Origin of the sequence: Epilithonimonas zeae (assembly GCF_023278365.1) — a bacterium.
Taxonomy (GTDB): Bacteria; Bacteroidota; Bacteroidia; order Flavobacteriales; family Weeksellaceae; genus Epilithonimonas; species Epilithonimonas zeae_A.
In genome coordinates, this window is record NZ_CP075338.1 from 420,691 (window position 1) to 443,498 (window position 22,808).

Annotated in this window: 20 protein-coding genes; 9 read left to right on the plus strand and 11 right to left on the minus strand. The window is 35.3% G+C overall.

The window, feature by feature from the left end; translation table 11 throughout:
* Positions 1-25: 25 nt before the first annotated feature.
* Positions 26-760, minus strand: a complete 735-nt coding sequence (locus tag KI430_RS01690) for a hypothetical protein (RefSeq protein WP_248876564.1) — start codon at positions 758-760, stop codon at positions 26-28.
* Between the two features lie 251 nt (positions 761-1,011).
* Here KI430_RS01690 and KI430_RS01695 point away from each other — a divergent pair, with 251 nt between their 5' ends.
* Positions 1,012-2,883: an ATP-binding protein gene (locus tag KI430_RS01695; protein WP_248876565.1), complete on the plus strand. Its 1,872-nt coding sequence runs from the start codon at positions 1,012-1,014 to the stop codon at positions 2,881-2,883.
* A gap of 229 nt (positions 2,884-3,112) precedes the next feature.
* On the opposite strand, the gene KI430_RS01700 is transcribed toward KI430_RS01695, so the two are convergent.
* The 6 genes from KI430_RS01700 to KI430_RS01725 form a co-directional block, all read right to left on the minus strand.
* On the minus strand, positions 3,113-5,545 hold the full coding sequence (locus KI430_RS01700) for a TonB-dependent receptor (RefSeq protein WP_248876566.1): 2,433 nt from the start codon (positions 5,543-5,545) through the stop codon (positions 3,113-3,115).
* 70 nt (positions 5,546-5,615) lie between these two features.
* Entirely contained in the window at positions 5,616-6,056 is a 441-nt protein-coding gene (locus tag KI430_RS01705; protein WP_248876567.1) for a MarR family winged helix-turn-helix transcriptional regulator, read from the minus strand.
* A gap of 121 nt (positions 6,057-6,177) precedes the next feature.
* Positions 6,178-7,614 (minus strand): serine hydrolase, encoded by a 1,437-nt coding sequence (locus KI430_RS01710; RefSeq protein ID WP_248876568.1) that lies wholly within the window; start codon positions 7,612-7,614, stop codon positions 6,178-6,180.
* Positions 7,615-7,739: 125 nt separating this feature from the next.
* Positions 7,740-8,798 (minus strand): DNA polymerase beta superfamily protein, encoded by a 1,059-nt coding sequence (locus KI430_RS01715; protein WP_248878236.1) that lies wholly within the window; start codon positions 8,796-8,798, stop codon positions 7,740-7,742.
* Between the two features lie 5 nt (positions 8,799-8,803).
* Positions 8,804-9,553, minus strand: coding sequence for a DNA polymerase beta superfamily protein (locus tag KI430_RS01720; RefSeq protein WP_248876569.1), 750 nt, complete (start codon positions 9,551-9,553; stop codon positions 8,804-8,806).
* Positions 9,554-9,557: 4 nt separating this feature from the next.
* Positions 9,558-10,940, minus strand: coding sequence for an RtcB family protein (locus tag KI430_RS01725; protein WP_248876570.1), 1,383 nt, complete (start codon positions 10,938-10,940; stop codon positions 9,558-9,560).
* Between the two features lie 97 nt (positions 10,941-11,037).
* On the opposite strand from KI430_RS01725, the gene KI430_RS01730 reads away from it, so the two are divergent.
* Positions 11,038-11,373, plus strand: coding sequence for a HopJ type III effector protein (locus KI430_RS01730; RefSeq protein WP_248876571.1), 336 nt, complete (start codon positions 11,038-11,040; stop codon positions 11,371-11,373).
* A gap of 85 nt (positions 11,374-11,458) precedes the next feature.
* Complete coding sequence (locus KI430_RS01735; protein WP_248876572.1) at positions 11,459-12,475, plus strand: helix-turn-helix transcriptional regulator; 1,017 nt, start codon at positions 11,459-11,461, stop codon at positions 12,473-12,475.
* Here the strand turns inward: KI430_RS01735 and KI430_RS01740 are convergent.
* On the minus strand, positions 12,472-13,614 hold the full coding sequence (locus KI430_RS01740) for a DEAD/DEAH box helicase (RefSeq protein WP_248876573.1): 1,143 nt from the start codon (positions 13,612-13,614) through the stop codon (positions 12,472-12,474). The genes KI430_RS01735 and KI430_RS01740 overlap by 4 nt on opposite strands.
* Before the next feature lie 109 nt (positions 13,615-13,723).
* Here KI430_RS01740 and KI430_RS18005 point away from each other — a divergent pair, with 109 nt between their 5' ends.
* A complete protein-coding gene (locus KI430_RS18005) occupies positions 13,724-13,849 on the plus strand; it encodes a hypothetical protein (RefSeq protein WP_262494426.1) in 126 nt (41 codons plus the stop codon).
* Positions 13,850-13,968: 119 nt separating this feature from the next.
* A complete protein-coding gene (locus KI430_RS01745) occupies positions 13,969-14,133 on the plus strand; it encodes a hypothetical protein (protein ID WP_175565863.1) in 165 nt (54 codons plus the stop codon).
* Positions 14,134-14,178: 45 nt separating this feature from the next.
* Here KI430_RS01745 and KI430_RS01750 read toward each other — a convergent pair whose 3' ends face one another.
* The gene (locus tag KI430_RS01750) at positions 14,179-14,466 is read right to left on the minus strand and encodes a rhodanese-like domain-containing protein (RefSeq protein WP_248876574.1); all 288 of its coding nucleotides are present in this window, start codon (positions 14,464-14,466) and stop codon (positions 14,179-14,181) included.
* 141 nt (positions 14,467-14,607) lie between these two features.
* Between KI430_RS01750 and queG the strand changes: the two genes are divergently transcribed.
* From queG to alaS, 4 genes are all read left to right on the plus strand, one after another.
* Positions 14,608-15,531: a tRNA epoxyqueuosine(34) reductase QueG gene (gene queG, locus KI430_RS01755; protein ID WP_248876575.1), complete on the plus strand. Its 924-nt coding sequence runs from the start codon at positions 14,608-14,610 to the stop codon at positions 15,529-15,531.
* 220 nt (positions 15,532-15,751) lie between these two features.
* Positions 15,752-16,432 (plus strand): TIGR02117 family protein, encoded by a 681-nt coding sequence (locus KI430_RS01760; protein ID WP_248876576.1) that lies wholly within the window; start codon positions 15,752-15,754, stop codon positions 16,430-16,432.
* A 3-nt stretch (positions 16,433-16,435) separates the two neighbouring features.
* Positions 16,436-17,092 carry a hypothetical protein gene (locus KI430_RS01765; protein WP_248876577.1) on the plus strand — a complete coding sequence of 219 codons (657 nt, stop codon included), beginning with the start codon at positions 16,436-16,438 and terminating at the stop codon, positions 17,090-17,092.
* A gap of 41 nt (positions 17,093-17,133) precedes the next feature.
* On the plus strand, positions 17,134-19,737 hold the full coding sequence (alaS, locus tag KI430_RS01770) for an alanine--tRNA ligase (RefSeq protein ID WP_248876578.1): 2,604 nt from the start codon (positions 17,134-17,136) through the stop codon (positions 19,735-19,737).
* A 166-nt stretch (positions 19,738-19,903) separates the two neighbouring features.
* Here alaS and KI430_RS01775 read toward each other — a convergent pair whose 3' ends face one another.
* Positions 19,904-20,386 (minus strand): SixA phosphatase family protein, encoded by a 483-nt coding sequence (locus KI430_RS01775; RefSeq protein WP_248876579.1) that lies wholly within the window; start codon positions 20,384-20,386, stop codon positions 19,904-19,906.
* A 73-nt stretch (positions 20,387-20,459) separates the two neighbouring features.
* The gene (locus tag KI430_RS01780; protein WP_248876580.1) at positions 20,460-22,754 is read right to left on the minus strand and encodes a GH92 family glycosyl hydrolase; all 2,295 of its coding nucleotides are present in this window, start codon (positions 22,752-22,754) and stop codon (positions 20,460-20,462) included.
* Positions 22,755-22,808 lie beyond the last annotated feature (54 nt).

Here is a 22,808-nt window from a genome sequence, read left to right on the forward strand (position 1 = left end):
AAAAATCTGTGAATATCTGTAGATTTTAGCTTTTTACTACTGTAAATTTTATTGCAGATACTGTTTCAAATTCCGGGGAGGTTGCTCCGTAAATCGTCTTGACATATTTTTTGACGTTTTGGGCGATGGTGTAGAGTCCTGTTTCTTCTGCGTATAAAACCTGATCTCTTTCTGTGAGTTTGATATTCAGTTCTGCTTCGGTCTGGTTTACTGGTTGGGTAGCGCTCACCAGTGACGCGTGATAGGAAGTGAGATTGTTTAATTTTAAATCGTCCTCATTAGGCGTGTAAGCGGGGATGGTTGCCAGCAACTGTAACAGAATCCCAAAATTCTCTGCCTGTTGAGTGTAGGATTGGCGGGAAGTGGAAATTGAGTTGTTGTTTGATGATTGTCCGTTGTCGGGATTTTCGGAGGTTGTCTTTTTCTTTTGTCCGCCTTGTATGGTGCGGTTTAAGGTTCTGGCTTGGTCGATAGTTGCCTGCTGTAATCCCAAAATGTCTAAGAAGCTGACAATACGGGTGCAGATTGGTTTTAGATTTTCGTAAGCGGTTTGACGCACTGCAATGGCATTTTTGTTGGCGGTTCGTTTTTCTTCTACTTCGCTGAGTTTTGCAACGGCAGTGGTGTAGAGGTTTTGGAGACTGTTGACCGATAGATTTGCTACCGGTGGATTGTAGAGTGTGTAAACGCTAACTTGTTCGATTAGTTTTTGCAGGTTGGCTACGTTTTTAGCGTGTCCTACTTCTGAAGTACTAGACATAATATTTGTGTTTTAAATTGTTTTTTCAAATATAGAATTTATTTTGAATTGAAATTATTTTTAGGTTAAATATTTTGTTATCAGGATATTATGTTAAATTGGGAATGGGAAACCCTAGCGGGAGGCTAGGGTTTTGGGGGGTTGTTGTGGAGGAGTGCGGAATGTAAATATGTTCTATCGGTATTAATATTTATCTTTTTTATTCATTAAACATAGTTTATTTTTACTTTTACAATATAATTATTATTAAAATGAAAGTTAAATTAGGACAGGCTGTCAAAATGTTTTTTGGTAGTTCATCTCTCGAAATGGTATATTTTGAGGCTATCAGTAATGCTTTAGATGCTGAGGCAACTGAAATTAACTTAAATATTAGTATTGATGCTATAAGTAGGGCTGAAACTTTACAGATTGTAATTATAGATAATGGATTAGGATTCGATGATTGGAGATATAAGAAATTTTCTAATTTATTTGATGTTGAGGAGAGTTCTCATAAAGGCTTGGGCAGATTGGTATATTTGTGCTATTTTGAAGAAGTTGCGGTCACTAGCGTCTTTGACAAAACGAAGGAAAGGGTTTTCACTTTTTCCGAAAATTTTGATGAAACTGACAATGAAATTAATTTAGTAGATAATGCTCCTACAGGAACAACATTAGTAATGGAGAGATGTACTTTACAAAAAGTTGCAACATATGATTTTTTAATACCCGCAAAGATAAAGTCAAAAATTTTAGATGAATTTTATTCACGTTTATTTCAATATAAAAAAGCTGGAAAAAGAATTGTAATTAATATTAATTCTACAATTGCAAATAAGTATTATAATGATACTCTTTCAACGGATGATATTCCAAATATGTCACTTGTAGAAATAGATTCATCTTTAAATCTTTATGACAAATTTCAATTATATTATTCAATAGAAGAAGTAAGCCCAAATGATACATCACTTATTTCTGCTATTTCGGTGGATAATAGAACTATCAAAGTTGACATTATTGCTGATGAAAATATACCAACCGGATACAAAATGGTCTTTTTATTAATGTCTGATTTTTTTATTGGTAAGGTTGATTTAACTAGACAAAATTTAACTTTAACTAAAGCAGAACTACGAGAAATACAAAGATCATTTAGAAAAGAAGTAACAAAATTAATCGAAACTCATATTCCAAGAGTCAAAAAGACAAATACAGCAATAAAAGAAAGTCTTGTCAACAGATATCCACATCTTAATGGCTATTTTAATGTTGATAACATTGGTTATGTTAAAAGGAATGATATTTTAAAAGAAGCACAAGATGAATTTTTTAAAGCTCAAAAAGAATTATTAGATGCTCATTCACTGACAGACGAACAATTTAAAAAATCGTTAGAAATTTCGGCGAGAGCTTTAACAGAATATATATTATTTAGACAATTAACTATTGATAAATTAAGAAATTCGACAGATAAAGATTCTGAATCTTATCTACATAATTTGATAGCTTCCAAGGGAAAAGACGGTGTTTTTGAAAAATCTAATCTTGTCAATGATATTTATAAAAATAATTCTTGGTTATTAGATGATAAATTTATGACATATGAAGTTACTCTAAGTGACCGTGAAATGACAGATTTGGTTGGACACTTAGTGGATGGAGAAGAAATTGAAAGAGATATTGATAGACCTGATTTTGCATTTATTTTTTCTAATAATCCAGATGAAGACAAACCTTTTGATGTTGTTATTGTTGAACTGAAAAAAAGAGGTGTTAAGTTATATGAAAATCTTAAAACAGTAAATCAATTAGAAACTCGTGCAAGAAACTTAATGAAATATTATAATAACAAAGTACAAAGAATCTGGTATTATGGTATAATTGAGTTTAATGAAGAAGTTGAATTAGCGCTGGCAAGTGATTTTACCCCACTTTACTCTTGTGGTAAACTTTATTATAATCAAAAAGATGTAGCAATATCTATCAATCCTACAAAAATTACAGTCCCTGTAAGTTTATTTATGTGGGATCTTGATGCTATTATAATGGATGCTGATGCTAGAAATAGTACATTTCTTAATTTTATAAAGAGTAAGTTTACTACTACTACTACTACTACTACTACTACTACTGAATAATATTTTAGCTATACATTTATCTCGTCTTAAAATGTATAGCTAAGCTTACAAATAAAAAGGTTATGAAAAGAAAGATCATAACCTTTTTACGTTCAAAATCAATTTGTTTAGATTCCTCCGGAATGACAAAGAGGATGTTTGCAAAGTTGAGATTGCTTCGTCACTTCGTTCCTCGCAATGACAATGCTGAATTCCTCGCAATGACAATGTTGATTTCCTCGCAACGACATTACCCATTCCCAGCCCTCTGCTTCAAATCATCAGCCCCGCCTGTTTTTCTAGCTTGCCCGGATTTTCCGGAACCGAAGTTATAAGTGTAGGAAAGCGTCGCCACTCTGGTGTCTCTTCTCACAATGAAGTTTTCTACATAGCCGGAATAGATGTTTCGGGCTTCCGGATTGCTCTTGAAGAAGATGTCGTTGAAAGAAAATTTGAGCGTACTGTTGTTCTTGAATTTCTTCTGAGCACCGATGTTTACAGACCACATTGGTTTCAGGTGCATATAGGCATAGATTTGCTTTGCCTGATAGTTTCCTGATAACTCTGCCGAATAACCGTTCCCAATCTTGAAAGAGTTGATGCTGTTGATGTTGAAGGTGAAGTTTCCTTCGTTTTTTATGTAAGTATTGGAGATGTTCCCTGTGTAAGTTCCGTAGTAGAAATTGGCGTTGTTATTCATATCCCACCATTTGGTCACTTTTACAGGTGCAATCAGGTTGAGTCCGTAATAAGATGCGGAACTCAGATTCTCGTTGGTCTGTACCACCACTGTTTTATCGTCTTCGATAATCGGCATCAGAACATCGGTGATGTTTTTGTTGGTTTTGCTGTAGCTCAAGGTTGCAAAATATTTGTTGCTCAAACTGTAGGTGAACTCATAATTCATCATAGTTTGCGGATCGAGATTGGGATTTCCGGCCTGGTAGGTTGTCGGGTCCAGATAGAATTTGAAAGGATTAAGCTGACGGTAATTCGGTCTTGTGATTCTTCGGCTGAAGTTGAGCTCTACCGTGTTTTTGTCATCGATATCATAAGAAAAAACGGCACTTGGAAATAACTGTGTGTAATTCTTTTTGTTGATTTGGTTTGTTGTGACCTGATTTCCTGTAACGTTGGTGTTTTCTACCCTCAGACCAAAATTAACTTTGAACTTATCCCAGTTTTTGATCACGTTTCCATAAGCTGCGTTGATGTTTTCCTCGTAAATGAAATGGTTGGTTTTTGATCTGTCAATCACAGAATTGCCCGAGCTTGCATTGAAAAACTGAAGGTCGTTATCCGCTGTCACGAAGCTTGTTTTGACTCCTGTTTCCAATTTCCAGTTGTTTCTGAATACTTTGGTAAGGTCAGATTTTAAGGAATAGATATTGAGATTGCCGTCCAGATCGCCTTTTAAAATATATGGATTCGGATTGTCGTCGGTAGATGGCGAAAGATTGCCGGCAACATCAAAGTTCCTTGTGTTGAAGTTCTGAAGCGATGTGTTGGAATAGTTGATGTAATCCAGATCGGTTGTGAGTTCCGAACCTAACGAGTCGATTTTGTACTTGTGGTTGAAGTTCAGAGATACATTTTTCCAATGGTCGCGGTTGTTGCTTTTGGTGTTAAATGTTCCGTCGGGCTGGTAATTTTGGTTCAGAACCTGTGTGTCGTTATTACTTGTCGGGTCAAATCTATTGCTGACAAAACCTACTGAAAATCCTAAAACATTTTTATCATTGGCGTAATAATCCATTCCGACTTTTGCGATGTGATTGCGGAAATTCATTTTCAAAAAATTATCCTGATCATAAGCATTCTTGAAAGTTCCATTCTCATAGAAGTTCCTGTCGAGAATCAACTTGTTGTAAAACTCCCTGTAAGCAAAGCTGTAATTGGCAAAAAGATTGACTTTTTTGTTTCTGTGGTTGATGCTGAAACTGTTGTTGTTTTTAATATATTTTCCGGTTCCGAGAGACGTAGATAGACTGCCGTTGGTACCCTTTCGCTGATCTTTTTTGAGTTTGACGTTGATGATGGATGTTCCCGCCGCATCATATTTTGACGAAGGATTGGTAATGAATTCGATTTTTTCAACACTTGAAGACGGAATTCCTCTGAGGTAATTCGCAAGGTCGGTTCCGGTCATCGGTGTGTTTTTTCCATCGATCTGAACGAGGAGATTGGCTTTACCGCGCATACTGATATTGTCGTTGCTGTCGATGTTGACGCCGGGCGCTTTTTCCAACACTTCAAAGGCAGAATTTCCGGTGGAAGCGATGCTGTTTTCTACGTTCAGAATCATTTTTCCGTCCTGTCGTTCGATGTAAGGTTTTGTTTTGGTAATGGTTACCGCTTCAATAGATTTCTCGTTGAGTGCAATCGAAGGCATTATAACATTTTCATTAACTGAAACTTCCGATTGATAAACTTCGGCACCGTTCTTATTGATTTTCAGATGGTAATTTCCTGATATCAAATCATTGAAAGAGAATTTTCCGTTTTGATCGGTGACTTCGGTTTTTACCAATTTGTTTTCCGAATTGAATAGATTGATTTCTACCTGATTCGTATTGCCGGAATCAATCGTTCCCGACAAAGAAAAATTCTGGCTGGACTGCGCAAACAATGTGGTGCAGAAAGACACTATCCAAATGAGTATGGCTAAAAATATTCTGGTCATTGTGTTATTTTTTTGATTAAAAGTCATTTTATTTCTCGCTGATTTAATTGATTTTTTGCAGATGGGAGTTTTATTTTTTTGTGTTGATACAGTTTTCTGCTATTTTGAGAAGGGCAGAGTTCATTATTTCTAACTCAGATTTAGAAACATTTTCTAAAGCCACGCTTCTGTTATTTTCTACAAGATTCTGGACTTTTTCGATGATTTCTTTACCAGATTTTGTGACTTTCAGGTTGGTTTTTCTACGATCGTTGGGATGAATTTCCCGAATGATGAATCCCGATTTGACTAATAAATCAATAATCCTCGTAACCGAAGCATTGTCCTTGAACACCAGATTTCCGATTTCGTTCTGTGTGATTTCTGGGTTTTCGAGAATCGCTTTGATGATGAGCCATTGGTCGATTGTGATCTTGAAGCCATTCGCTTTCAGTTGTCTTTGTGCGTAATTTCTGTAAGCTCGGATGGCTTTATCGATATTGTAAAATATGATTGAATCTAATTTTTCCATAGTTTGAAATTTTAAAATGATTTATCAATTATTGATATGTCAATTAATTGGTTGTGATTGTTTTTGATTTGTTACAAATAGGTGAAAAAAAATATCCATCTTTTTGAGACGGATAATGATTTTACTTTATAAGTTTATCTAATAGAAATTTCCAGCGGGGATTTTCTGGTTCCAGTTCCTGTGCTTTTCTGAAACATTCGATTGCTTTTTTCTTGTTGTTATTTCTTTTATAAATTTCTCCAAGATTTTCGTAGGGAAGTGTAGAGTTAGGATATTCGGAAACATTCATTTCGAAAATTTTAATTGCATCATTTAGTTTGTTGGCTTTTCTTAATTCGTGACCGAGATAATTGAGCTGGTTCTCATTGAAATCTAAATCCGATGCTTTTGAGATTTTCAATCTCTTATATAAACTGATTCCTTCATTTACACCAGATTGCTTAATAGTTGTTCGTAATGTGTCCAGCAATTTCCAGGGATATTTGTAAGGTGTTATATTCGCAGTAGGATCTATGATGTGATTGCCGATATCTGTAACACCATTATTTGAATTGGACAAAACAACAACTGCAAACCCGTTCTTTTTATCGATCCCTAAAAATGTTCTGAATCCTGGCGTTCCGCCATCTTTGAAAAGAATATACCTTCCTTCGTCATTGTGCAAGGTCCAGCCGAGCGTGACATAACCTCTGTTGCCATCCTTTTTGGCTTGCTGCAGATGCGTTAGTTCCATTGCGGGATAAATATCGGATTTGATGAATCCCAAATTTGCCGCCGCAAAAGTCAGCATATCATTGGTTGTTGACCGGAAACCACCTCCCGCTTCAATTGCTCCCAACTCAATAAAATCAACAGGTTTACCGTATTCCGAATGCCCGATTGCTGCTCTTTTTTTGATTTCCGGAGTAAAGGTAATCACTGTACTTTTCATTCCCAAAGGTTTGCAGATGACATCCTTCACAAATGTCTCGTAATTCTTTTTATGAGCCACAGAAGTCAGAATCTCGCCTAAAACACCATATCCAACATTGGAATATTGCCATCTGGAATCGATGTCAAAACTTGGTTTGAAATCAGAAACATATTCGTACAAGCGCTTCACACTATAATCTTTATAAGGCTGATCCAGATTTTTCGGGTCAACATTGTAAGGAAATCTTGGGAAAGTTGACCGATGAGTAGAAAGATTGGACAAGGTAATCTCTTTTCCGTTTCTTGTTGGTGATTTTACATTTTGTGGAAGATATTGTGAGATGGGATCGTTCAGATTAACTTCATTTCTCAAACTCATATCTGCCAATAGGAGAGAGGTGAAAACCTTTGTGATAGAGCCAATCTCATAAACTGTATCTCCGTCTGGTAAAGCAGGATTTTCATCACTCAAAACGCCTTCAGAATAAATTTGTCTTCCGCTTTTATCAATGAATCCAACAACAATGCTTTTGCTTCTTTTATTAGCAACTTCCTGTTTGATGATCGCTTTTATACTATCCGCAGATAATTGTGCAAAAGTGATTTGTGACACAAAAGTCAATAATATCAGGATTGATTTCTTCATTTTTTGTAATTAATATTCCAGAGTTAAGACAACTCAAAGCTATGGATAATTACATTGGCAAGATATGGTTTGTTATTATTACTTTTTCATTGAATAAAAAATAACACCATCGAATTTTGATGGTGTTATTTGTAAAGTTGATTTCTAATTTCTATTAATGTTCTCTCAGCTTTTTCTTTATCAGGCAAATCTGGTAAAGAAGATTTATCAGTGAGTGAATTCAATTCTTCAATTAGTTTATCCGCTAACAAAAGCAAGTCATCATAATCCCAATTTCCTGTTTTGATGTCCAAAAGTTCATCACGGTTTTTAACACGGATTTCAATCTTATTATTCCTGAAAATATTAACCGCCGATTGCAAAAGACGAATAGTATGCATCATATTTTTGCTGTCGTAATTTTTGCCGTGTTTTTGATTGGTATTGTATCGGTCATCATTTCTTTTCTCGACCCATTCCCAATATTCCTTATAGTTTTTGCAATAAATAGAGTAGGCATCCTGATTGAAAAACAAATAAGCTTCTTGCTTTTCTTCTTTTGGGACAGATGATAAACTGACTTCATTAGAATCTTCAATTTTGTAGATTCCACTGTAATCCTTATCTCCCAAGTCATCATAAAACAAAGCGAAAACACCTTTTGAATTGGGCATCTTTACCAAACCGCAATTTTCTTGTAAAAAGTTTTTTTCCTTCAACCAATCTTTTGCAGGAATTGAATTTGAATCTTCCAAAATCACACAAAAATCCAAAATTCCTTTTCGTTCTTTTTCAACAGGATTCACAATCTTTTTATTAAGTCCTCTTGCTTTCTGAATCTGAGTTGACGCATATCCACCAAAAGTATCTTTACAAAGTTTTGATAGAAAATCTTCCTGACGAAATTTATCCATTATCGGATTTTTGTAAAGAATACAATCTTCCGGCGTTGCTAATATTTCCAGAATATTTGGATTATTTTTTAATAGAAGTTCAACAAAACGTCCTATTTCATAGTAAACAATATCATTAGTTGCATTTGAAACTTGCGGAATATATTCTAAACCATAGAATAAATCTTTCGGTAAATAGAAAACACCTTTTATATCCGTATCCGAATTTTCCGTCGCCAATCCGAAAGACTTGCTTCCGGAAATGGCTTCGAAAAGGATAAGGTTATTTTGTTTTAAAAAATCGATAGTTATCATTGTTAAGATTTCAATAATTCTACAAATATTCTTTCAGCTTCTGATTTATCAAGATTTCCTGCTCTCAAAGTTTTTGCTTTTTCTGAAAGGTTTTCTATTTCTGATTTAAGATATTCGAAAAGTTCCCAATCTTGACCGTGGAAATATTTTTCTCCATTTTCAGATTTTATATTCAATAAAAATTGAACTTTATAGAACATATTTTCGGGTAACAAATCTAACATTTCGTGAAATATTACCGGCGGAAAAGTTCCTTTCTCAACAACCCATTTTGAGGCTAAAGTTGTCCTTAGACAATAGAAATAATCTTTAAGCTTCACTTCATCTTTGTTACACGATTCCAAATATTTTTTACTTATTGATAAATAATGGAAAACTACTGAAACAGGAGAAAAAGCTTCTTTTGCTAAAGGTATCATCTTTTCCAGAAATGTATCATTTTTTATATAAAATATGTGTGAAAACAGATGCTCCAAAAGCGGAACGTTCGATTTGTTCAATAAATGAAAAGTCTTCTTCAAGTCCCAACCGGAACCGTCCAAATCATCTTCGGTCATAAATTCTATTGTATCGCGCTTTTCCCACGGCGAAAGATACCAATCTGTAGGATGTTTGTATATGAAACGTATATCGTAATCGCTGTCCGGAGAAGCAAATCCCCAAGAACGGCTTCCGGATTCTATAGCGAAAAGTATGTCTATATTTTTCTCTTTTTCAAGAGTTTTTAATTTATCTATTATTTTTGTTTTCATTGTTTTATTTTCTAAATTTTTTCTTCTTTTTCCAAGGCGCATTTTTCCCAACATCGCCAGCCATAATACAACCGTAAGGTATCACTTCGTCCAGAACTTCGCAAAGTCCATATTCTTCTATTTGGGCTCTTACGTTTTTGGCACTTTTGTAGGCGCTAGGTAATTCGGAAATATCAATTTCGTTGGTGAAAAAACGGATATCCAGACCTTGGGTTTCCTCAGCAAAAACGTCATCAATGGTTTTATGAGCCAGAGATTTTTTATGAAAGCTTCTGCTAAAGTTTCTTCCTGCGCCGTGAGGAGCAAAACCTAAATTTCTGTCGTTCGTTGTCCCTTGGACAATCAATACAGGTTCCGCCATATTCAGAGGAATCAGTCTTGGACCTGTAATATCCGGCAAAAATTTGTCGTCCAGCGGCGTTGCTCCTTTCGCGTGGTAGAATAAATCTCCGTCTCTGAATACAAAATTATGTTCGTTCCAATATCTGTGTTGTTTTTCAATATTTAATTTGTCTAAAGTCGCATTATGAATGGATTCGTGATTTTCTTTAGTCCATTTTCTGATTAATCGCAAAGCTTTCCAATATTGCTGTCCTTCCTCAGTTTCAAACGGAATCCAGGCGTTTTCCTTCAATGTTTCCGGCGAAAGTTCCATTCGGAAGCGGTTGGCGACTTTCATTCCTTTGTCGTATAACTTTGCACCAGGCGCTCTGGAACCGTGATGGGTCACTAGCATTGTGTTTCCCGTGTTTTTAGAAATTCCGACAAACAAAAAGTGGTTTCCGTCACCCTGAGTTCCCATATGCGAACGTGCGATGCTGATGAGGTTTTCGTCATTCAGAAAAAGATTTTCTCTGAAAGCATCCATCAACTCCTGAGACATTGGCATTTGTTCTCCTCTGGGTCTTCCGCCGTAACCGAAATGTGTGATTGAGTGTGCTGCATCCAAAACATCTTTCGGATTAATTTTTCCAAAATCTGTCAACATCACAGAACAGCAGATGTCTGCACTATGAAATCCTGGATGAATGGCATTTTTCGCCACCACAACGCCGCCAACAGGAATATGACCTTCTGGACCTGTTGGACAAGCATCAGGCATAATTGCTCCCTTCGTCAAAGTTGGGGTTTTCATCAAAACATTCATTGTGTTGATGACTTTTTCAACATTGTCATTTTCGCTTTCATCTTCTGCTCGGATATTGATGATGAATTCGGCCGGATTGTTCAATAATGAAATCGGTTCCGGAGATTTGAATTGTTCCAGATATTCTTTCATTTGAGTTTCATTAAGGTTATTTTCATTGATATATTCCAAAGCTTCAGCAAACCATTTTTTCGGTGTGAATCCAAAAGCTATTAAATCATTTCCTGTAATTGTTTTCATTTTTGTTTGTTTTGATGATGCAAAGTAATTGTACAAGTGCGCAATGTTTTTGCGTTGTTGAAATTATTTTAATTATTTTTGATGAAATTTTATTAAAATGATTTTAGAACAACTGAAAAATTCTCCTGAAAGTATAGATTTCAAAGAAGCAATTGCTTTTATTGATGAGAATTATGATTTCACACCAACGAAATTCACGAACGGAAATACGGTTAACGAAGCCAATCAAAATAATGGTTCTTGCAAGGTTTTTAGTTTTGCAAAATTGAATCAACTTTCAAAGGAGGAAACTTTAGCATTGTTCGGGGACTTTTATAAAACTGATGTTTTGAAAAACCCTGAAGGAACAGACCACCAAAATATCAGGAATTTTATAGAGTTTGGATGGGACGGGATTTCTTTTGAAGGAGAAGCTTTAAGGAAAAAAGATTAGGATTTACTGGAGCTTAGAAAATTGTTAAATTTTACGGCAATTCAAATTCATTTATAATTCATAATTAATCAGTTATAATTATTCTATGTCATCCAACAAAAATGCTTTAATCCGCTATAAAACACTCGACAAATGTCTCAAAAATAAGTATAAAAAATATACTTTGGAAGATCTGATGGACGAATGTTCCGAAGCCTTGTTTGAATTTGAAGGCAAAGAATCTTTTGTGAGCAAACGCACCATCCAGTTGGATTTGCAGAATATGCGGAGTGAGAAATTTGGTTATGAAGCGCCTATCGAAGTTTATGAAAAACGATTTTATCGTTATAGTGACCCAGATTACAGTATTCATCAGATTTCTGTGAATGAGAATGATTTGAAAGCTATGAATAATGCCGTTCAGATTCTGAAACAGTTCAAGGATTTTTCAATGTTTAAGGAGATGAATGGCGTGATTCAGAAACTGGAAGATTCGATACAATCTACGAGTCAGAAATCAATTATTCATCTTGATAAAAATGAACAGCTAAAAGGTCTTGAACATATTGATATTCTTTATGAAAGTATTCTGAACAAAAAAGTTTTAAGGATTCTTTATAAAAGTTTCAAAGCCAGAGAGTCGAATCATTACATTGTTCATCCTCAATTATTGAAAGAATATAATAACCGTTGGTTCTTGATATGTTGGCATAAAAACAAGATTATGAATCTTGCATTAGACAGAATGGAAGACATCTCTGTTGAAGATAAAATTGAATATATTGATAAGGAATTTAATGCCGACCGATATTTTGGAGAAGTCATTGGCGCAACGGTTTCCGAAACACAGCGTCCGCAAAATGTGATATTCTTTATCGACAGAAAGCACGCACCTTATGTCAAAACGAAACCTTTCCATCATTCTCAGGAGATTATCAAAGAAGAAGAATCGGGAACGACTTTCAAAATCTGTGTTCAATTGAACTTCGAATTGGAAAGAATGATTCTTGGAATGGGAGAGTTTATCAAAGTTTTAGGACCTCGAAAATTGAAACAAAGAATTGCTAAAAGTCTGAAATTGGCGAGTGAAAATTATACTTCTGAAGAACTAAAAATTAATTAATATCCGTGCAAATCCAAGCCTTCCATCCTTTGCAAAGTCACTTTTTTGCCCATCTTTTTCTGAATCACTCGGAAATGATGTAATTCATCATCCGTTAAAATATTGATGGCTGTTCCTTTTTCGCCTGCACGACCTGTTCTACCAATTCTATGGATATAATCCAAGGGCGAACGAGGCAGTTCGTAATTAATAACACAAGGCAAATCATCGATATGGATTCCACGACCAATCAAATCTGTGGCTACTAGAATCTGAGCACCATTAACCTTGAATTCTTCCAAGTTATTTCGTCGAGCACCTTGCGATTTCTGGCTATGGATGGCAACAGCTTTTATTTTATTCTTTTTAAGTTTTTCAACCAAATTATCTGCAGACCTTGTGGATGAAACAAAAATCAAAGCTTTTTCAACTTTCTTTTTTTTGATAAGATATCTCAAAAAAGGACCTTTGTTTTCGGGGGCAACGTGATAGGCTAATTGTTCGATATTGTCAATTTCAACTTCTTCCTTTTTGATTTCGATTAAAGTCGGGTTGATTGAGAGTCGTTCCCTCATTTCAGAAACTTTATCATTCAAAGTTGCGGAAAATAGGGTTGTTTGTTTTGCAACAGGCATCATTGCAAACAGCTTGTTCATTTCTTCACCAAAACCTAATTGAAACATCTTATCTGCTTCATCAATCACTAAGTGTTGGATTCCAGAAATGCTCAGAGCATTATGATCAATCAAATCCAAAAGGCGACCAGGCGTTGCAATAAGAACTTCTACGCCGAACATTCCTTTCATCTGGGGATTGATAGAAACACCGCCGTAAACAGCCATTGTACGAACTTCACGTTTTAGATTATCTGTAAAAGCGCGGAAAACTTCATCAATTTGAATGGCTAATTCTCGTGTAGGAACCAATATTAAAACCTGAACGTTTCTGTCTTTTTTAACTTCGGTATTTTGTAGTTTTTCTAAAATAGGCATTACGAAACAAGCTGTTTTTCCCGAACCTGTTTGTGCTATTCCCATCAAGTCTTTACCTTGTAATATCACAGGAACTGCTTGTTCTTGGATTGGAAAAGGTTTCAGATAACCCAATTTTTTAACAGACCGAATAATATTGCTTGATAATCCTAACGCTTCGAATGACATAAAACTAATTTGCGGCAAAGATAAGTTATTGAATCTGGTTTCTATTATTTGTTGGGAATCAAAAGATTAAATGGCTTATTTCTTGTAATGATTTTTCAAAATTTAAATTATGAAATCAAGATTGTTAAGAATGGCTTTGACTTGGCTGGCTCCGATTGTAATTGGATACGTTGTCAAAAAAATAGAAGAGAAAGTGTCTAATAAGAATCAGCCAAAAGAGATTCCGACTAACTAAAAAATCATCCATCAATTTACTGATGGATTTTTTTATTTTTCATAGTCATAATCATATAAAATTGATTTGTTTATTTGTTTTTGGCTTAAGTTTTGAATTTAATTCACAAATATTATACTATGAAAAAATATATTAACTTTATTCCGCTGTTTTTATTAGCGGGAATGTTGACAAGCTGCGAAGCAGTCGAAACTATCTTCAAAGCCGGTATGTGGTGGGGAATTATTTTAGTTGTAGGTGTTATCGGCTTAGTAATGTGGTTGTTATCTAGGGGTAAAAACTAAAAAAAAGCGGGAAATATTTCCCGCTTTATATTTTTTTGTATAGTCTTAAAGATTCTCTAAAGTCGCACTTAGGTCGTTGTAACCACCACCATTGTAGACATTGTCAAAACCTTGAGATTTGTAAAATTCAGTTGCTTTTCCAGATCTGTTTCCAGATCTGCAGAAGAAAATTACGTTGCCATCTAAAGCTCTGATTTCATCGATATGCGCTTCGATGTCTCCCAAAGGAATATTATTTGCTTCTGCGATATTTCCATCAACTTCCAGTTCCAAAGGTTCACGAACATCAATCAAGTGATAATTTCCAGCTTTCAATACGTCTTCTATTGCCATAATATTTTATTTTTTTACGTTTTAATACTAACAAAAATACAAATTTTAGATATTAGTTTTAATATAAAATAAGTTCTTTTTTATGTTGCAAAATCAATTTTATGATTGATGATTTTAAAACATTAATTTTGCAATTTCCAAATGAACAACAAAGAGAGATACAGCAATCTGATAAAATCCAAAGCTTTAGCTTTCGGGTTTCAGTCTTGTGGTATTTCCAAAGCTGATTTTCTGGAAGAAGAAGCACCGCATTTGGAACAATGGTTGAAGAACAATTTCCACGGTGAGATGAGATATATGGAGAATTATTTCGATAAACGTCTAGATCCGAGATTGTTGGTAGAAGGTTCCAAATCTGTGATTTCTCTGAGTTACAATTATTTCCCTGAAGAAGTTCAAACCAATAAAGACTTTAAGTTAGCCAAGTATGCTTACGGCGAAGATTATCACGATGTTATCAAAGATAAATTGAAGCTAATGATTGCTGAACTTCAGGAAGAAATAGGAGAGTTCTCTTTTCGCGTTTTTGTAGATTCTGCACCGGTTTTGGAGAAAGCCTGGGCAAAGAAATCTGGAATTGGCTGGGTTGGGAAAAACTCAAACCTTATTACCAAAAAAAATGGTTCGTTTTATTTTTTGGCAGAAATCATTTGTGATTTGGAATTGATTCAGGATTATGAGGTAACAGACCATTGTGGGAGTTGTACCAAATGCATCGACGCTTGCCCAACACAAGCAATAGTTTCTGATAAAATCATCGATGGAAGCAAATGTATTTCTTACGCAACCATTGAATTAAAGGACCAAATTCCGGATTTTTTTAAAGATAAAATGGAAGATTGGATGTTCGGTTGCGACATTTGTCAGGATGTTTGTCCGTGGAATAGATTTTCAGCTCCTACATTAGAGGAGAAATTTAAACCGAATTCTGAGATCAAAAACTTTACAAAACAAGACTGGAAGGACATCACCCAAGAAGTTTTCTCCATGGTTTTCAGAAAGTCGGCAGTAAAAAGAACCAAATTTGCAGGTCTTAAACGTAATCTGGATTTCCTTTCGGAGTAAGATTATCGTTTTTTCTGCGATCTTTTTGGGGCAACTTTTACTCTGGTTTTTAGTCTTTTGTTGGATTGGCGTTTTTTCGGCATATTTCTGTGTTATTTCTGTATTAAATTTGAAGAAAAATTTTAATAAAACCAAGATTTATTAAAAAAAATTAACATTTTGATTTTGTGTCATAAATTTTGTTAACTTTATAGTTCGACGCTCTGGCAAAAACCATACAATGAAAAAAATGTTATTTCTAATTCTTAAAATAATCGGCTTCTTGATTGGAGTCGTTTTTTTATATATTATATTGAGTTTGTTACTCCCGATGATTCCCGTGAAAACTGAGGAAACAAGCGATCCAAAAATAGTTGAAGCTTATATTTTGACAAATGGCGTTCATACGGATTTGGTTGTTCCTGTCAAATCAAAATATATAGATTGGAGCCAGAAATTACCTATCGAAAATACCAAAGGAAGAGATGCTGATCAAAATTTTATTGCGTTCGGTTGGGGTGATAAAGGTTTTTATCTCGATACGCCAACTTGGGCAGATCTCAAATTTTCTACCGCTTTCAAAGCGGCGTTTTGGCTCAGCGAATCAGCAATGCATTGCACATATTATAAAAAAATGACTGTTGCCGCTGATTGTAAAAAAATCATATTGACTGAAAAGCAATATCAGGATTTAATCAAATTCATAGATGATAAGTTTGATAAAGATTCAGAAGGGAAATATATTCTGATAAAAACCAATGCGGTTTACGGGAACAATGATGCTTTTTATGATGCAAAAGGCAGCTACAACTTCACCTACACCTGCAACACCTGGGCAAATGACGGACTAAAAGCTGCCGGGCAAAAAGCTGCATTCTGGACACCTACAGATTTTGGGATTTTCAGACATTATAAAGATTAGAAAATGAAAAAAATCTTTTATGTTCCGGGACTATTAAGTGCAGTTGTCATTCCAATTTTATTTTGGTTTTATGGAAATCGAAAATATGAGGAAGTTAATATCGGAGTTATTGATATTGGTCTGCCTGCGAAAGTTCATTCAACAAGTTCAAAGGAAGACAAAGACCGAATTTATCAAAATTCTTTTGAACCTTTGAGAAATTGGGACTACAAAAAGATTATTGTAAAACCAAATACTGCAAGACATAATTCGAATTATTACATTTCTGAAATAAAAAAACTACAACAAAGTAATCAAAAAGAAACAGGAGTTGAATTTGTTATCGATAATGAAAATTCTTATGATGATTTTATTTCTCTTTTGAATGATTGCCATATCTCAAAGCAAGAAATTTATGGTGTAGATATGGATAAAACTGGACATTTTTTTGTTTTAGTAAATTACAAAGACCCAACCAAAATTGACAGAGGCTATGATATGGTTTATGGAAATGATAATCTATATTATAGTTATGTAGAAAGTCATTATTATAAAGGTTTTCAAAAATTCTCATATCAGATATCTCAACTTCCAAAAGAAACGTTCTATATAATTTTCGGATTTTTGATTTTCTTAAATATTTCAATGTTTAGTATCAAAGAATCTTTCCAAAATCATTAAATTTGCCAACCACAAAAAGCTTCAATTAAGCAAACTAAATTATGACTTCACAAGAAATAAGACAGCAATTTTTAGATTTTTTCAAAAGCAATGAACATTTGATCGTTCCTTCTGCGCCAATTGTCCTGAAAGATGATCCAACACTGATGTTTTCCAACTCTGGAATGACACAGTTCAAGGACTACTTTTTAGGTTATAAAGAACCGAAATCATCCAGAATTGCCGATACGCAAAAATGTCTTAGAGTTTCGGGAAAGCATAATGATTTGGATGATGTAGGTCGTGATACCTATCATCATACTATGTTTGAAATGTTGGGAAATTGGTCTTTTGGTGATTATTTCAAAAAAGAAGCGATTACCTGGGCTTGGGAATTATTGACAGAAGTTTACAAAATTCCGAAAGATAACCTTTACGTAACCATTTTTGAAGGTGACGAAAAAGAGAGTCTTGAAAGAGATACAGAAGCTTACGATTTGTGGAAGCAATTCATTTCCGAAGACCGAATCATCAATGGAAATAAAAAGGATAATTTCTGGGAAATGGGTGCGAGCGGACCTTGCGGTCCTTGTTCAGAAATCCATGTGGATTTGAGAAGTGAAGAAGAAAAAGCGAAAGTTTCAGGATTGGAATTAGTTAATAACGATCATCCGCAAGTTGTTGAGATCTGGAATCTGGTATTTATGCAATTCAATAGAAAAGCAGACGGTTCTCTGGAAAATCTTCCGGCAAAACATATCGATACAGGAATGGGATTCGAGCGTCTTTGTATGGCACTTCAACAGAAAGAATCCAATTATGACACCGATGTTTTCACACCTTTGATTGCTAAGGTTGAGGAACTTTCCGGTAAAAAGTATACAGGAATTTTAACCGACGAAAAAGATATTGCCATCCGTGTGGTTGTAGATCATATCCGTGCAGTTTCGTTTGCGATTGCAGACGGACAGCTGCCTTCCAATGGTGGTGCAGGTTATGTGATCAGAAGAATTCTGAGAAGAGGAATTTCTTATGCATATCGATTCTTAGATAGAAAAGAACCTTTTCTTTATCAGTTGGTTGCTGTTCTTCAGGAACAAATGGGCAAATTCTTCCCAGAATTGCAAAAACAAGGAACTTTGGTTACTGAAGTGATTAAAAGTGAAGAGGAATCTTTCTTAAGAACTATCGAAACAGGTTTAATCAGAGTTGATAAATTAATTCAGCAGACGATTTCTGAAGGTAAAAAAGTATTGCCGACAGAAGAAGTTTTTGAATTGTATGATACATACGGTTTTCCCGATGATTTAACAAGAATTATTGCGGAAGAAAAAGGATTAACCATCGATGAAGCTGGATTTGAACAGGCTTTAAATCAACAAAAGCAGCGTTCTAAAGCAGATTCGGCTCAGAAAGTTTATGATTGGGTAACGTTAGAAGAAAAACCAGAAAACTTTGTAGGTTATGATCAATTAGAATCGGAAACTTACATCACAAGATACAGAAAAGTAGAAAATAAAGACGGCGAATTTTACCAGATTGTTTTAAGCGAATCGCCTTTCTATCCGGAAGGTGGAGGACAAGTCGGCGATAAGGGAACGCTTGAAAATGCAACCGAAAGCTTTGAAGTTTTGGAAACTAAAAAAGAAAACGGATTGATTATTTCTTTGATCAACGCGCTTCCAAAAGATGCTGGCGCAGTTTTCTATGCCAAAGTGAATGTGGCTGACAGAAAAAATTCTCAGGCCAATCACTCTGTGACGCACTTGTTACACGAGGCTTTGAGAGAAGTTCTAGGAACTCACGTTGAACAGAAAGGCTCTTATGTTGGTCCGGATTATTTGAGATTCGATTTTTCTCATTTTTCTAAAATGTCTGAAGAAGAATTGGCTTTGGTAGAATCAAAAGTGAATGCTAAAATCAAGGAAAATTTGGCTTTACAGGAATTCAGAAATATTCCGATTCAGGAGGCTTTGGATAGAGGTGCAATGGCGTTGTTTGGTGAGAAATATGGTGATAATGTCAGAATGATTCAATTTGGAAGTTCTAAAGAACTTTGTGGCGGAACGCACGTTAAATCTACAAGTGAAATTGGCCATTTTAAAATCGTTTCAGAAAGTTCTGCTGCGGCTGGAATCAGAAGGATTGAGGCTATTTCCGGTGAGAAATCAGAAGAATATTTCAAGAATTTGGAAACTCAGTTTACAGAGATTTCTCAATTGTTGAAATCAAAAGATTTGGCAAAATCAATTGAGAAATTGCTGGAGGAAAATTTTGCTTTGAAGTCTGAAATCGAATCTTTCAAAAAAGAAAAAGCGAAAGGTGAAATCCAAAATTGGAAAAACGATTTCGAAGATAAAAACGGAAAAAAATTATTGGTTAAGAAAACTTCTCTGGATGCAGGTTCTATAAAAGATATCGTGTTCCAATTGAAAAAAGAAATTTCAAATTCTGTGACGGTTATCATTTCTGATGCCGGCGAAAAACCAATGATTACAGTTGGTGTTTCTGCAGATTTGGAAGCTAATTATCACGCTGGAAATATCGTAAAGGAATTAGCCAAAGAAATCCAAGGCGGTGGCGGCGGTAATCCAGGCTTTGCTACTGCTGGTGGAAAAAATCTTGACGGAATTGAAAATGCTTATCAGAAAGCTTTAGAAATATAAATTTCTAATCATATCATTAGAAAACGCCCAAATCTGGGCGTTTTTTTATTGAATTGTATTTTGGAACTTAGAATTGTACGCAGCCCGGCTTGAACGGAGCTCTTTTTCTTTTTGATAAAAAAGAAAAAAGCGGGAGTGGAAGACGGATTAAGCTGCCCAAATTATTTTATTGATTAAAGTTCTTAGGCGAATAGAAATACAAAAACTTCTTTTTTGCCATTTCGAAATCACTCCATTTGTCGCAATCGATTTGATAAGCGACTACGCCGGAAGTTGGGAGATTTACGATCTCGTCGGTGAGGGAATTGGCGAAATTTGATATTCCGTTGTTATGTGAAAATAAGGCAACAGAATTGATAGAGTCGTCTAAACTGTAAATCAAATTTTCAAAATTGGCCTCACGAGGATTATATAGAGTTTTCTCTGTTGAGTAAGGTTTTCCGAAAACCTCCGAAAATAATTCGCACGTATGCAACGCCCGTTTTGCAGGACTGGAAATGAAAGTATCTATTTCTACGGATTTATCTTTGAGCAAACGAGCCATTTTTGGAGCGTTTGTTTTTCCAAGCTCAGTCAAGGGACGGTCAAAATCATCCATATCTTCCGGCCAATCGCTCTTGGAATGCCTAACAAGTAAAAGTGTTTTCATTCAAAAAGGGTTTAATCAAATAAAATTAGTAAAAAAAATGATGGTAAAATGATTTGCGGAAATTATTTATATGCTATTTGTCAGGTGTGCTCATAGAAAAGGGTGCGTCAGAATCCTGAATTCCTCTTTCTGTATTGGGTTTTGAACTCATGTCAAATTTTAATTTTGCACCTTTCAGCAGTTCAAAATGATCAATCCAGTTTTTAGAATAATTTTTTCCATTGAATGTTAATTGATTAATGTAAATGTTATTTTCCGAATTTTTAGGCGCTTCAATTTGAATGGTCTTATTATTTTCCAAATTGATTTTAATTGATTTGAAAAGTGGTGCACCCAGAACATATTGTGTACTCGCTGGTGTAACCGGATAGAATCCTAAAGCCGAAAAAACATACCAGGCGGAAGTTTGCCCATTGTCTTCATCTCCGCAATAGCCATCTGGCGTTGGCTTATATAATTTGTCCATCGCCTGTCTTACCCAATATTGTGTTTGCCAAGGTTGACCGACGTAATTATACAAATAAAGCATATGCTGGATAGGTTGATTCCCGTGTGCATATTGTCCCATTCCTACGATTTGCATTTCGCGCATCTCATGGATGACTTCTTTATAATAACTGGTATTAAATGTCGGTGGCATCACAAAAACCGAATCCAGCATTTTAGCGAATTGTTGTTTTCCGCCCATTAATTCCTTCAATCCATTTATGTCCTGAAAAACGCTCCAGGTGTAATGCCAGCTGTTGCCTTCCGTAAAAGCATTTCCCCATTCGAAAGGATCAAAGTTTTCCTGAAATTCGCCATTTTTCTTTTTACCTCTCATCAGATTGTATTTCGGATCGAAAAGCTTTTTGTAATTCATTGCTCTTGATTTGAAGGGCTTCAGTTCTTCTTCCGATTTATTCAAAGCTTTCCCGAATTCGTATATCGCATAATCATCATAAGCATATTCCAAAGTTCTGGCTGCACTTTCATTGATTCCAGCGTCCGTCGGAACATAACCTATAGAATTGTAATCAGCTACACCTTTTCTGCCGACTGCGCTCAGTGGACCTTCGTTATTAGCGCCGTGTTTCAGGGCTTGCCAAAGAACTTCAGCATCATAACCTCTAAGACCTTTTAGATAAGCTTCAGAAACAACCGAAGCAGAATTGTTACCAATCATAATATCCGCAAATCCCGGGCTGCTCCATTCCGGTAAAAAACCGCCTTCCTGATACGCTGAAATCAAACCTTTTTGCATTTCAACATTGATAGATGGATAAACCAGATTCAGAAGAGGGTAGAGTGCCCGGAAAGTGTCCCAAAAGCCAGTCCCACCAAACAAATATCCGGGCATTATTTTTTCATTGTAAGGACTGTAATGCTGGATGTTTCCGTTTCTGTCTTTCTCATAAAGTTTCTGAGGAAATAGTACGCTTCTGTAAAGGCAACTGTAGAATGTTCTTGCCTGATCGATGGTTGCACCTTTGATTTGGATTTTATTCAAAGTCTGATTCCAGATTTCTTTGGCTTCGGATTTTACCTGGTCAAAAGATTTACCTTTGGATTCTTCCAGATTAATTTCTGCTTGTTCCGGACTGATAAACGATGATGCGACTCGGATTGTGATTTGTTCTCCTTTTTTAAGGTGAGGAAATTTGACCAAACTTCCCACGTGATCAGCTTTGATTTCAAGAATCGATTTTTGGATTTCGGTTCCGCTCCAGACATTTTGGGAAACAAAATCTCTGTCAAACTGAATCACAAAGTAATTTTTGAAATTCTCCATTTTTCCTCTCGCATATCTTGTCGAATACCCGATGATTTTTCTTTCGGATGGAATAACCTTCACATAAGAACCTCGGTCAAAAGCATCCAATAAAATCTGAGCCTGATTGGTTTCCGGGAAAGTGAAACGCATCATTGCTGAACGTTCTGTCGGTGCAATTTCTGTCCAGACATCATAATCTGCAAGATAAACTTTGTAATAATAAGGATTGGCAATTTCTGTTTTGTGAGAAAACCAACTTGCTCTTTTTTCCTGATCTATTTCAGGATTACCAACGATTGGTAAAATGGAGAATTGTCCATAATCATTCATCCAAGGCGATGGCTGATGCGTCTGCTTAAACCCCTGAATTTTATTCGAATTGTAAGTGTATTGCCAGCCATTTCCATTTTTTCCGGTTTGCGGCGTCCAATAATTCATTCCCCAAGGTAATCCAATAATTGGATAAGTATTACCATTTGATAATTCGTATGAGGATTGAGTTCCCATCAATGGATTAACGTAATCTACAGGATTTGTAACCCAATCATTGATTTCCTGAGATTTGAATCCTAAAGAAAGAAAACTGCAAAAAAGAAATAGCTTGATTTTGGACATTCGAGATTTATTTATCTCAAAAATAATAAATAATTGTTGTGAACTTTAAAATAA